This is a genomic window from Pantoea sp. AS142 (assembly GCF_037152305.1).
Lineage (GTDB): Bacteria > Pseudomonadota > Gammaproteobacteria > Enterobacterales > Enterobacteriaceae > Pantoea.
Genome location: NZ_JBBCMO010000001.1, coordinates 205,820 through 217,656, shown reverse-complemented (window position 1 = coordinate 217,656; position 11,837 = coordinate 205,820). Strand labels below are relative to the sequence as shown.

16 protein-coding genes and 1 pseudogene are annotated in these 11,837 nt (G+C 53.0%); 4 read left to right on the top strand and 13 right to left on the bottom strand.

All coding sequences use genetic code 11. From position 1 onward, the window contains the following. Positions 1-10 precede the first annotated feature (10 nt). Positions 11-340 (bottom strand): hypothetical protein, encoded by a 330-nt coding sequence (locus WFO64_RS01130; RefSeq protein WP_337008233.1) that lies wholly within the window; start codon positions 338-340, stop codon positions 11-13. A gap of 352 nt (positions 341-692) precedes the next feature. Here WFO64_RS01130 and WFO64_RS01125 point away from each other — a divergent pair, with 352 nt between their 5' ends. Further along, complete coding sequence (locus WFO64_RS01125) at positions 693-1,931, top strand: AI-2E family transporter (RefSeq protein WP_337008231.1); 1,239 nt, start codon at positions 693-695, stop codon at positions 1,929-1,931. Between the two features lie 360 nt (positions 1,932-2,291). Here WFO64_RS01125 and WFO64_RS01120 read toward each other — a convergent pair whose 3' ends face one another. The 3 genes from WFO64_RS01120 to WFO64_RS01110 all read right to left on the bottom strand — a co-directional run bounded on the left by WFO64_RS01120 (position 2,292) and on the right by WFO64_RS01110 (position 3,458). Then, entirely contained in the window at positions 2,292-2,609 is a 318-nt protein-coding gene (locus WFO64_RS01120) for a hypothetical protein (RefSeq protein WP_179896602.1), read from the bottom strand. A 138-nt stretch (positions 2,610-2,747) separates the two neighbouring features. After that, on the bottom strand, positions 2,748-3,173 hold the full coding sequence (locus WFO64_RS01115; protein WP_337008227.1) for a DUF4186 domain-containing protein: 426 nt from the start codon (positions 3,171-3,173) through the stop codon (positions 2,748-2,750). Positions 3,174-3,185: 12 nt separating this feature from the next. Beyond that, positions 3,186-3,458, bottom strand: a complete 273-nt coding sequence (locus tag WFO64_RS01110; protein ID WP_337008225.1) for a cupin domain-containing protein — start codon at positions 3,456-3,458, stop codon at positions 3,186-3,188. Between the two features lie 170 nt (positions 3,459-3,628). Here WFO64_RS01110 and WFO64_RS01105 point away from each other — a divergent pair, with 170 nt between their 5' ends. Beyond that, positions 3,629-4,525 (top strand): lipid kinase, encoded by an 897-nt coding sequence (locus WFO64_RS01105; RefSeq protein WP_337008223.1) that lies wholly within the window; start codon positions 3,629-3,631, stop codon positions 4,523-4,525. A 32-nt stretch (positions 4,526-4,557) separates the two neighbouring features. Here WFO64_RS01105 and WFO64_RS01100 read toward each other — a convergent pair whose 3' ends face one another. The 6 genes from WFO64_RS01100 to WFO64_RS01075 all read right to left on the bottom strand — a co-directional run bounded on the left by WFO64_RS01100 (position 4,558) and on the right by WFO64_RS01075 (position 8,926). Then, the gene (locus WFO64_RS01100; protein WP_337008221.1) at positions 4,558-4,791 is read right to left on the bottom strand and encodes a hypothetical protein; all 234 of its coding nucleotides are present in this window, start codon (positions 4,789-4,791) and stop codon (positions 4,558-4,560) included. A gap of 259 nt (positions 4,792-5,050) precedes the next feature. Further along, on the bottom strand, positions 5,051-5,497 hold the full coding sequence (locus WFO64_RS01095) for a DUF421 domain-containing protein (RefSeq protein ID WP_337008219.1): 447 nt from the start codon (positions 5,495-5,497) through the stop codon (positions 5,051-5,053). A gap of 12 nt (positions 5,498-5,509) precedes the next feature. Further along, positions 5,510-6,019, bottom strand: coding sequence for a hypothetical protein (locus tag WFO64_RS01090; protein ID WP_337008217.1), 510 nt, complete (start codon positions 6,017-6,019; stop codon positions 5,510-5,512). 119 nt (positions 6,020-6,138) lie between these two features. Then, positions 6,139-7,104: a magnesium and cobalt transport protein CorA gene (locus WFO64_RS01085; protein ID WP_337008215.1), complete on the bottom strand. Its 966-nt coding sequence runs from the start codon at positions 7,102-7,104 to the stop codon at positions 6,139-6,141. A gap of 103 nt (positions 7,105-7,207) precedes the next feature. Beyond that, positions 7,208-8,227 carry a DUF481 domain-containing protein gene (locus WFO64_RS01080; RefSeq protein ID WP_337008213.1) on the bottom strand — a complete coding sequence of 340 codons (1,020 nt, stop codon included), beginning with the start codon at positions 8,225-8,227 and terminating at the stop codon, positions 7,208-7,210. 102 nt (positions 8,228-8,329) lie between these two features. Next, on the bottom strand, positions 8,330-8,926 hold the full coding sequence (locus WFO64_RS01075) for a DUF1349 domain-containing protein (RefSeq protein WP_337008211.1): 597 nt from the start codon (positions 8,924-8,926) through the stop codon (positions 8,330-8,332). Positions 8,927-9,286: 360 nt separating this feature from the next. Here WFO64_RS01075 and WFO64_RS01070 point away from each other — a divergent pair, with 360 nt between their 5' ends. Next, complete coding sequence (locus WFO64_RS01070) at positions 9,287-9,523, top strand: DUF2171 domain-containing protein (RefSeq protein WP_337008209.1); 237 nt, start codon at positions 9,287-9,289, stop codon at positions 9,521-9,523. Between the two features lie 189 nt (positions 9,524-9,712). Here the strand turns inward: WFO64_RS01070 and WFO64_RS01065 are convergent, their stop codons facing one another. Then, positions 9,713-10,030 (bottom strand): M15 family metallopeptidase, encoded by a 318-nt coding sequence (locus WFO64_RS01065; RefSeq protein WP_337008208.1) that lies wholly within the window; start codon positions 10,028-10,030, stop codon positions 9,713-9,715. Between the two features lie 74 nt (positions 10,031-10,104). Here WFO64_RS01065 and WFO64_RS01060 point away from each other — a divergent pair. Next, positions 10,105-10,460 (top strand): annotated as a pseudogene (locus tag WFO64_RS01060) (transposase); the annotation flags it as partial. 608 nt (positions 10,461-11,068) lie between these two features. On the opposite strand, the gene WFO64_RS22490 reads toward WFO64_RS01060, so the two are convergent. Both WFO64_RS22490 and WFO64_RS01055 read right to left on the bottom strand, forming a co-directional pair. After that, on the bottom strand, positions 11,069-11,320 hold the full coding sequence (locus WFO64_RS22490; RefSeq protein ID WP_442956115.1) for a DUF333 domain-containing protein: 252 nt from the start codon (positions 11,318-11,320) through the stop codon (positions 11,069-11,071). 176 nt (positions 11,321-11,496) lie between these two features. Continuing rightward, positions 11,497-11,652 carry a hypothetical protein gene (locus WFO64_RS01055; RefSeq protein WP_337008206.1) on the bottom strand — a complete coding sequence of 52 codons (156 nt, stop codon included), beginning with the start codon at positions 11,650-11,652 and terminating at the stop codon, positions 11,497-11,499. Positions 11,653-11,837 lie beyond the last annotated feature (185 nt).

Here is an 11,837-nt window from a genome sequence, read left to right as displayed (position 1 = left end):
ACACAGTCCGCTACGAAAGACGCTGGCTGCACTTTGCGGCTTTCAGCGACTGCAACTGAGTCAGTCGCCGCTCTGCCTTTTGGCTGGCATTGTATTTCGCAATGCCATTGCCCAGCCCGAAATCCCCGACAAATCCCAGCACGGTCAGGGCATCGAACTGGCCGGTCTGCTCAATATCACTCTGCACGCTATGCGCTTTGACCAGTTCCTGATCCAGTGCGCTGCAGTTCAGTGTCGCACTTTCTTCTGGGGTCACCGCCGCCGCCTGCGGATACTGCTTGGTGGCGCAGCCGGTTAATACCAGCGCCAGCAGCACTATTAAGAATCTCTGTTTACCCATTTTTCATTGCCTGTTTTTTGCCCAATTAAGCCTGTTATCGGCCGCTTCAACAGAGATCATGAGTCTCTGACCTACCAATAATGGTCGAAACCGCTACGCTAATGTAGGATTCAGCGCGCTGCAGTCAGAGGCAGCCTGCTATCGACCGGAAGTCACGCAGCGAACGCACATTGCTCGTTCATCACTTCTGCCAGATCTTTCATAGCGTTAGCCAGCATGATGCTGCCAACAGCAGCGTATAAAGAGCAAAGCCTGACCGTTAATTCGTAACGAGGCAGCCGCGTGAGCGAAGCCAGACACAGAAAATTCGCGCGTCGGGTTTATCAGAGTTTGTTCCAGATGAGGTTTTTCCATGCGTTTTAAAGGATTGAACATCGGGTTTTTCATTTTGATTCTGGCTATCGCCACCGTCGCTTTTTTTGAGGTGCTATCGCCCTATTTCTCGCCGATTTTATGGGCGGCGATTCTGGCGGTCATTTTCCATCCGCTGAAAACCTGGCTGCGCAACCGACTGGGTGACCGCAATGGCGTGGCCGCGTTGATCACCCTGTTCTGTATCTGCCTGATTGTGTTCACGCCGATGGCGATCATCGCCTCATCACTGGTGGTCGAAACCAACGCGGTCTATCACAAACTGCAAACCAACTCGGCGCAGTTCCCGGCGGTCTTTGCCGATTTGCTGCAGCATCTGCCGCGCTGGGCGAAGCATTTTCTGGCTGAAAATAATCTGGATAACGCCGAACAGATTCAGCAGAAGCTCTCCTCGTTTGCCCTTAAGGGCGGTCAGTATGTTGCGGGCAGCGCCTTTATCATCGGTAAAGGGACGTTCAGCTTCACCGTCGGCTTTGGCATTATGCTCTATCTGCTGTTCTTCCTGCTGAAAGATGGCTCCTATCTGGTGCATCTGATCCTGGAAGCGCTGCCGCTTTCTACCTACGTGAAGCACCACCTGATGGTGAAATTTGCTGCTGTGGCACGCGCAACGGTGAAAGGCACGGTGGTGGTCGGTATCGTTCAGGGTATTCTCGGCGGGCTGGCATTCTGGTTTACCGGCATCGACGGCAGCCTGCTGTGGGGCGCACTAATGGCGTTCCTCTCCCTTATTCCGGCGGTGGGTTCCGCTATCATCTGGGTCCCTGCGGCGATCTTCTTCTTCGCCACCGGGGCCGTGTGGAAAGGGCTGTTCCTGGTCGGTTTCTTCGTGGTGATTGTCGGTCTGGTGGATAATATTCTGCGTCCGCTGCTGGTCGGCAAAGACACCAAAATGCCTGACTATATGATCCTGATCGCCACGCTGGGCGGCATGGAGATTTACGGCATCAACGGTTTTGTTATCGGTCCGGTCATCGCTGCCCTGTTTATCGCCTGCTGGAATCTGCTTTCCGGACGCGATAACCGCGAGAACATTGAAGCCATCGACGAAGAGTTTATCGAAGAAGGCAAGAAACAGTCCGATACCGCCGCAGAGGCTGCGGCTGAAGCCGCTGCAGCAGCGGCGGATGCGGCTGCAGAAGCTGAAATCAAAGTTTCAGCTTTAGCTGCGGCGGAAAGAGAAGCCGCAGAAAGAAAGGCGGCGGAAAAGAAAGCCTGATGCGCGACGGGCAATAAAAACCCATCGTGCAGTGAGTAGCGTTTGCTGACGAATACGGGTTCGTTTCCCGGTGAGAGTGTGCCTGCTCAGGAAATGCGATCCGATCGGAAAGACGAATAGCCAATCTCTGACATGCCCGGCCTGCGCGACAAGCGCACCTCATCCCTGAGGTGCGCTTTGCGTTGTTCAAAAACGCTTCTGCCGTGTTTGTACCATGGCGCGGGATGATTTTCTTCTGACCGTGTTTCCTGCGCGTTAAACTCCTGTGTTGCTACCCGACTCATTCTGATTGGGGTTGTTCCACAATAAAAAAACCCACCTGTCGGTGGGTTCTTTTTTTAACCTGAAAAAAGTTGCAAATTAGTTGGTCGCTTTATTTTTCAGATCTTCAGCACCCTGCTTGGTTTTATCCCAGCCTTTCTCAGTGCCTTCTTTGGTTTTGTGCCAGCCTTTCTGCGTACCTTCGGTGATTTTACTACCGGTGGTATGGCTTTTGCCTTCAGCTGCGTGCTCAGACTTCAGCTTCAGCTCTTTGCCTTCATTCTGGGTCTGATGCAGTTTTTCTTTTGCGGTATCGGCGCCTTTATGCGCTTCTGCAACGGTGTTGTCTGTGGTAGTAGCAGCAAATACCGGCGAGGCCAGCAAAATAGCAGACAGTGCAATAATTGATTTCTTCATAATTCCCTCTGTATTCATCGTTGCCGTGTAGGTTTTAATCCTGGCATAGCGCTCCCAGGAAAGATTTAAGAATAAACCAGGAATGGAAAAGGGCCAGTTTTCACAAGAAAAAGCCGCTAATTGTAGTTTTTTCGTCCATTACCAAAGGGCGAGCTGCGAATCGTCGTCTGGTTTCAGCGTGCTTCGGCTCTTGCGAGCGGGCGGCGCAGGCTGCTGCATCTGCCGGGTGATCCACTGCAACAACACCGTGACCACCCAAGCCTGCTGGTCTGCACTGAGCGGCTGGTGCTGTCCGATGTTGTGCCACTTGCTCAGACAGCCACGACAGCAGGTCGCTGTGGCGTGCTGGGCGATAAACACCGGATGACCACGCATTGGCGTCTGCCTGCCATCATTCTCAGGCTGGGCGGGAGCCAGCCGCTGTGCGACAAACTCTGCAGCATGCTGACGCAATACCGGCTCGCCTTTGCTGTACGCATAATCATATTCAGCCCGTCCCAGACGAAAGCGCTGGCGGAACGGCGAGCGTGCCAGCCGGGTAAAAAGATCGTCAGAATCCTTCATGCTGAATGCCGTTCACTCATATTTACGTCCCGCCAGATAGCTTACGCCCTGCGGCCCGAATGCCTCACGATGAAGCTCATTCGGCTGCAGGTGAAATGTCTCTCCGGGATGATAGGTGGTCTCCCCCTGCTCGGTACTGATGGTAATGTCACCACTGAGAATCAGTGCCAGCGCTTCAAAGGGATGGACGTGGTTATCAAGCTGGGCTGCGGCTGCGCGCTCAATCAGCAGCGGCTCGTCAAAACCCTGTTCGGCTAACAATGTTCTGAATTCGTGTTCTGTCATCTCAACTCCTCAATGTGGATCTGACCCTTTGCAGTGTAGACGATCTTATCGCCGCGTATGGCACGCAATACGTTACGTAAAGTAGCGCAAGCAGGGTTGTTCACGGTTCATGCCGGTGCTGTACTTGCCACCTCGTTACAGCCATTTTGACATCAGGATGACGCAACAGTATGCCTCAACAGGAGAGAACCGCCCTGCTGCTGATTAACCAGCGCTCACGCAAAGGGCGTACCGAAGCCAGCCGGGCGCAGACGCTGCTGGCACAGGCCGGGTTTAACCTGCTGCACCCAACCGGAGATGAGACTCGCAGCTACAGTGAACTGATCGCGGCTTATGCCGATCGCATTCATGCGGTGATCGTCGGTGGGGGCGACGGCACGCTTAACGCGGCGGCACCGGGGCTGATGCAGACCGGCCTGCCACTGGGGATTTTACCATTGGGCACCGCCAACGATTTTGCCCGTACGCTGGGGATTCCGGCCAGCCTCGAGCAGGCAGTAAAAATTATCGCTGACGGGCAATCGCGCGCAGTGGACCTGGGGGAAGTGAATCAGCATCTGTTCCTGAATGTCTCCAGCATCGGCTTTTCAGCGGAGCTGGCGCGCAATCTTACGGCGGAATCGAAAAAACGCTGGGGAGTGGGCGGTTATGCACTGGCGGCTTTGCGGCTGCTGCGGCAGAGTCGTCCGTTCAGCGCTATGCTGGTGCATCAGGGCCATCGGACGCCAATCAAAACGGTTCAGGTGTCGGTGGGTAATGGGCGCTTTTATGGTGGCGGCATGACCGTGGAACAGCGGGCCGCACCCGACGATGGGTTGCTGGATGTCTATAGCCTGGAGCTGAAACATAGCTGGCAGCTTATTGCGCTGCTACCCTTTCTGCGGCGCGGCACACACGGCCGCTGGCGCAACGTACGGGCATTTAGCGCCACCGAGCTGACCATTGAGACACGTCGTCCCCATTACATCAATGCAGACGGCGAGGTTATTGGTCAGACGCCCGCACATTTCCGTCTGATCCCCAATGCGCTGCGGGTTTATGCGCCGGGCGACAGCCCAGCAAAATAGCCTGCGTGCGCTGAAGCCGGGGCGGTACAAATCTATTGTCTTAGGCCGTTTTTTTCAGCGTATTCAATATGCTCGGAAAGATTCGTGACCAGTGTTTTCGCCATTTCGAGGGTCAGCCCCATGAACAGGGTCTCCTGCGGGCCCTGTTCACGCGGCGCGTCGGGATCGATGTAACCAAATTTCAGTACCAATCCCTGATGCGTGTTCAGGGGGCCAATATGCCAGCCGGTAACCGGATAGAAGGTAAAACGCGTAAATTCATTCACTTTAATCCTGACTGCGAAAGCATAACGCTGATTGGGCGTCAGGCCAGCTCTGATGATAAAACATGAGTGGAGTGTTGAGTCTGAACGAAATCGACAGGATTACAAGGGCAGCGGCAGAATAAGCGCAGCGTCAAACGGCGCGCAACATTGCGGCACCCGAAGCCTGCCATAACAGGCGGACGCTGACAAATCACGCTTGTACCTCCCGTTATCAGAGACGCGGCGCTGGCTGAAGAGAGGCGGTCGCCCGGCATTTCGGCTAATCTGCCTGCGGAATAATCGAAATATGCCCATTGACCTCCAGCACCGCATATTTAATCTGATCGAACCGCTCCAGCCCCTGCCCGGATCGCGCGGCTTCCAGCACATCGTCAGGACTGATACCCGTCATTTTCATGCGTTCGGTCAGCAGATTGCCATTCTCGACCAGGATCACCGGCCCGCCATCGATCACCTGCTCCACCAGCGGAAAGCGGCTTTTTAGTTTGCCCAGCACAATGTCAATCGTCACCAGCGTGATGATGGTCAGCGCCGCGCCGGTCACTGAGAAATCGTCACCCAGCAGCGCCTGCTGAGTCGCTTCGCTGATGATCAACAGCAGAATCAGATCGAACGAGGTCATCTGCAACAACGTGCGTCTGCCGGCGATTTTGAACACTACCATCAACACCAGGTAGATTGCTGCCGCGCGTAATACCGTTTCCATAAACCGCCTCTGTCAGGGATAGATCCATTGAGTAAAACGGGCCGGAGAAGGGTCACCGCCGTGGATAGTGACGTGAATGCGGCCTGCGTTGCGCGGCTGCAGGCCGAGCCAGATCGCGTGATCCGGCCCGGTGTCACGGGCAGAGAAGGTCAGCCGCAAATCGCTGCCTGTGGTCACCGCCTCAAGTGGTTGAGGCTGCAGCGTCTGAATTTGCAGGTTATCCAGTGCGCCACCACCAATCGTGACGCTGAAACGATCGCCTGTCGGGGCGTTGTAGCGTATACGCATATCCATATTGCTTTCAACGCGGCCAAATCGCTCATACTCCACCTGGATTGTGCCGTCTGGCGATCGGGTACTGCTGTCGCTCAGCACGCCTTTAGAAAAAAGTCCGCACGCACCCAGAATCACCAGCAGGATTAGCAAATACTCCCCTGCCCGCTGAATCAGCCATTCACGGCGTACCCAGCGGAAGTTTTCCTTAATCGGCATCGCCTGACGGCTGATATCCTCTTTTTCCACCTTGACCTCATCTTCTGTTGGCACAGCGACAAAAACGGATAGCTACGTTAAGCATAGTGAAATGACGCGGTATCAGCACCGGGCCGATCGCCTCAGCATCCGATTCCGCCCGGCTGCGATCATAGCCAGCCGGAGCCACGCAATCTGGCCCACAGCCCGCCGCAGGCCACCAGTGTCAGTCCCACCGCCAGCGGATAGCCATACAGCGACTTCAGCTCCGGCATATGCTCGAAGTTCATGCCATACATGCTGAACACCACGGTCGGGATCACCAGGATCGCACCCCAGCCCGCCAGCTTTTTTACCACCTCATTCTGCTGCACCGTCACCAGCGCCAGATTGACCTGCATGGCACTGGTCAGCATCTCGCGCATATCTTCCGCGTCGGTCACTACATGGCGGGCGTGGTCCTGCACGTCGCGGATATAGGCGCGCAGCGGACGCGGGATCAAATCTTCATGCAGGTGGATAAGCTGGTTGCAGATCTCCTCCACAGGCTGCGCCGCATTGCGTAGCGACAGCAGATGACGCCGCATGGTGTAGACCGACTGGACTGACTTACGATCAAATTCACTGGTGAAGAGATCGTTCTCCATCTGCCCGACCCGCTCATTCAGTGAAGTGGACAGCTCAGCATAACGATCAACAATAAAATCGAGCAGGCAGTAGAGCGGATAAGCGGGGCCAAACTTCAGCAACGCCGGGTTTTCAGACGCCCGCTGCCGCACCGGGGTATAGCTTTCAGATGCACCATGTCGGATGCTAATGAGAAAGTTTTTTCCGACAAAGAAATGGGATTCGCCCAGTTCGCAACTGTCATCCTTTGCACATACCGTTTTCACCACGATAAACAGCGATTCGCCGTAATGTTCGATTTTAGGTCGCTGATGGGCATTCAGTGCATCCTCCACTGCCAGTTCATGGAGTCCGAACTCCTCTTTAATCTTCGCCATAAACTCAGCGTCTGGCTGCCACAGCCCGAGCCAGATAAACGCCCCCGGCTCTTTGATCACTTCACTGATATCATCGACTTCAACCTCTTCGCCCGCGCATCCCGGACGATACACTCTGCTGCTTACGATCATCTTCTGCATTCCCGTGTTGACAGTACATGCAGCTTAGCCAATGCCGGACCAGTAACCGGATAAAAACAGTAAGGATTTGCTGCGATGTTGTGCGAACAGCGGGTTACCACTTCAGCCCCAGTCCGGTGGAGAAAATGCCCTCATTCAGGGTATCGGGTATGCCGCTGACCAGATTGCGATGATAGCCAATGTGCAGGGTTGACCAGGAGGTCAGGCTGTAGCGCAACCCCACTTCAGCATCCAGCATAAATACGCCGTCATCATCCAGCGAATGGCCGACATCGCCATTGCTATAGAGCGTGACCGACTTGCCCAGCAGATAACGCTGATAGTTCCAGCGCAGCGAGCCGCCAAAATGCTTTTCTTCCCGATCGTCGCTGTAGCCATACGCAAAGGCACCGCCCAGCACTGAGAGTGAGAAGGTGCTGAGCTCGGTGTCCCACAGCTGATAACCCGGTCCGGTGCCGATCAGCGCCTGGCGCGACAGATTTTCCACCCAGTCGCGCTTGTAGGTGGCACGGGTCTGCCAGAAAAACTGCTCTCTGACCAGATAGTCAAAGGCGTAGCGCAGGCTGTAGTTGTCAGTGTTGACGCTCTCATTTTCCTGCTCGCGATTGTAGGTTGCGCCGATATCGTGCCGCCATTTCCCCTGGTTAAGTTTAGTGTTGAGCGCAAAACGGTAGTCGTCAGTTTTGGTCGAGGCTTTTTTAACCTTCACGCCAGCATCAATGTTGCCGGTCCAGGCAAGCTGATCGCTGCGGACTTTGGCTTTCATGAACTCATCGATACGCCGCACTGAGACCTGCTGTTCTTGCTCGTCACGTTCCACCCAGACATAACCGGGATCGGAAGAAGTGAGACGCACCTGATAATGTTCGCCAGTCTTTTTGTTTTCGACATTCACCGGATGATCACTGGAGAGCGTACTGACCACAGTCCAGTCCAGCGTGATAGTGCCGGCATAGTGGGTCTCTATCGCCAGCTTGCCGTCGCTGAGGTAACGAAGGGTGCCCGTCAGCCGATCGCCATTATTCAGCCAGACCGTATCGGCTACGGCCAGTTGAGCCCAACCGGCGCAGCAGATAATGACCAGTAGCCTGGTAAACGAGGTGGCGCAACGCATAGCTTTCCCTGTAAAGGCGTCGTCCCGCACGGGCGACGCGTCACCGCAAATTCTGACCTGATAATTAAGCCGATTCTGCGGCGATATGCAATGCGCCCAGGTTTATGACAGGTCGTGCAATGCTTTGCCGAGTGGTAAGCCCAGCGTGAAATCGGTAAAACGAATCGCCAGGCCCTGACGCTCCGGCGAGCAGCCCATCACGCCGACAAAGCGCCGCACCTGACCCGGCCACGGACAGAGCCGCAATAGCGGCCAGGTCACCCCGTCGGTAGAGTACTGGATTCTCAGCGCCGCATTTTCCAGCGTGGCGCGTAGCCAGAACTGACGTGCATCGCCAGGAAACACACCGGTGGACCAGTCAGAGAACTCCCGCGTCACCACGCTACCGATTGCGGGCTGGGCGTCATTAAACTCGATCCCTGCCTTGACCCAATGCGTCTCGTTATCCTGAATAAACAGACCGGCCTGATCATAGAGATGGCTGAAATCTGCCCTCACCTGCACCTGAACGGTAAAATCGTTTTCCACCCAGAAGCCAAAGGCATGGCCGCTGTACCGTTCAAAGCCGTACCCGGTGTGCTGCCAGAAATCGCTGTTTAACGCGGTTTCAAACTGCAGCGTATCGCCATCCAGACTCTGCACCGGCGGCTGATTAATCCAGACGCCGCCTTCGGTAGTCAATGAGCTGACTGCGGTCATAGGCACTTCCTTCAGTAAGTTAAACCGCCCGCGCTCAGGCAGACCGGCTGCGTGGAATTTGACCTGAGTATCATAGCGCTCAATGGTGAACGAGCAGCAGAGGATCGTGGTAAACCGGGTTATACTGGTGCGAAAGGCACTCAGCTAAGCAGACCCGGCGCGGTTTGCGGTTTGCGGTTTGCGGTTTGCGGTTTCATTTGTTTGGCTTTTTTACTCTCGCTGCAAATAAAAAACTATCAATCAGGTCCAGTCAGCTTAACTATTTCATTTTGTTAATTACCTGGCGAAAACAGCGTTTAACAACCATGCTTGTTCTGTCTGAGGGCAACTGAACTCATAAAATATAAGGATTAAGTCAACATGGTAGATAAATCAGAGATTTTAGATCACGCGCAGGTTGTTGATGTGAATGGCGAGCATGTCGGAATTGTTGACCATTTTGAAGGCGACGACAAAATTAAGCTGGCGAAAAGCGATCCTGAAGCGGGTGGCAAACATCACATTATCCCCTTTAGCTGGGTTAAAGAGGTTGACGATAATAAAGTCATTCTGTCTAAAGCCAGGGATGATATTGAAAGTGAATGGCAGTCTGCATAATACGCTAGCCGTGGCACCCGCTACGGCTTATTTTTTTCCTGCGCGATAACATATTTTTCAGACATCACCCTGCCCGTAAACCGCTATTTTAACCGCAATATACTTTTGCCTTTTCAATAAAAATTAGCGCTACCTGAAATTTCCCAACGTCATCGCAGCACGGCGGTTTCTTTTTGTCTGAGCGTAATATTACATATTCTTTAAGCGAATATTTTCGGCCTGTGGTGAGAAATTACAGCCGCACATATCGTCAATCAACAGATCGATCTCTGCACCGGGCAATTCAAAATGCCACCCTTCAGTCGCAATACCCGTGAAGCCGCCACCCAATATGATGGCATTAAGCATCAGCCGGTTGTACTGCGCCTGAATCGCCACCCCAGGATGAAAAGTATGGAAGTGCTCACTTATCTCATCGAAACGGGTGCCCATATCCATGATCTTGCCGTACCCGTCGATCAGCGTAACATCCCGCGCAGTACTGCGGCAGTAATTGCGCCTGTACACAAGATTATGTCATTGCCTGATTTTGATATGTTCAGTCCGGCAGTAGAGCAGGTGACTCTGTGGACGAAAAATAGTTGCAGGCGCGGGCTGACGAGCGGACCAGAAATCTCAATACCCCGGACGATCTCAGCCAGTTTGATCCACTGTTGAAAAAAATCAACGTTGAAGCAGCCTCAATGCTGAAATGGGCCACCCTCCTGGCTACGATAAAAATCAGTCTAAAACAGAAATCCTCCCCCGATGGCCACTCCACAAAGATTGTTACCACCGGTGTTGGTCCGCTGGAACTTCGTACACCACGCGATCGTGATGGCTCCTTTGCCCCCTGACGGGTGAAGAAAGACCAGACCCGCGGGTTATTGGAATGGATAACCCGATTTTATCTTTTTACGCCAGGGGGATGACCACCCGTAAGATAGCGGCTGCGTTTTCGCCCGGCAGGAGGTTAAAGCGCTGACACGCGACCTCAAAGCCGTTCATCCAGCCCCAGCAGAGAAGCCGCGCTTCAGACGCTGGAGACCTTCGGCGGAACATAGGATCACCGTTATCCGCAGATAAACGGGCTGGCAGTCCAGGCAGCATCACAGAAATGGACAATGTCTTTGCAGGACGGGCGCATGGCAATGAGTCGATTTATTGTCGAGTCCAGTAACCGCCTGGGCGGTCACTACAAAGAAATGGCATTTACACAGAATGTTTACAGGGTGCAGATGTGGATAGCAGTATTCAATTTTTGATGAAAATTAATTTGAGTCACTACGTTTTCGTTTTCTGCCTCTCGCTTCTTCATCAATTGCATTTTTATTTTAATGCTGTTGAGCATGCAAGGTGTTCAATACCTGGATGACGAGATCAGAAACCCAGAAAAAATTTTTATTATCATTAATTTGCAGCGATTTTCGTGGAGATAGGATTCTTCCTTAACTGGTGCGCAAGAGGCGTTTTTTCATGAGGTGGCAACCTGAAAAAATCATCAACAGTATTGATGGTCTCCGAATGACTGGACCTGTATGTGTTGGCCATGGCCTTTATTTATGATCAGATTGCCAGCATACCGTGATGAACTGGTGCATCAGGCAGTAATCGGTCTTTCAGATAAAACCGCCAGTGCTCAATATGGGTTCCATCCGGTAGCGTACAGTATTCCACCTTCCCGAAGGTACGGTTTTGAAAAGTCAGCTGTCCGTTCTTCTGGTGACAATATCGTTCAGCTGAATCTTCTTTATGCGCGCTTGAAGAACTGCATCCTGTCAAAGCTAACAGGATGAATATGAAGATTGATGATTTCATACTTTACCTCTATACACGAGAATTGAATCAGATTCAGAATTACAGGCGACTTTCCCTCATTATTCAACGACTGAGTTTGTCATGAGTTTAACGCCTTCCTTTGTCAGTCTAAAATCCGAAGGATTGAGCACTTTTCTGACCCTGTCCATGATCATGGCATGATGCTCAATACTGCCTTAAGAAATCAGCCGACGAATGTTGGCAATAAGACCTGCATTGGCAACGCCCTCGAATTGCTGACGAACCGCATTATCGGTAATCGAACGAGGGCAAATTTGATACAGATATTTCAGTATGCCCCATTGAGCATATTCGGAAAAATGTGTTCTCATTGCTGCCATTTCCTTATGTTAATCAGCTCACTTATCAACAGCACCCTCATGCCCTTTACTCAACCGTCTTAGCCTTGCAAGCCATAAAAATTGCTCTCCGGCGAAGGACCTAATCGCGTCATGATGAATCCATCCCAGCCTGATGAGCTATTCAACATTGGCAATGATGACGAACTCATCAACAT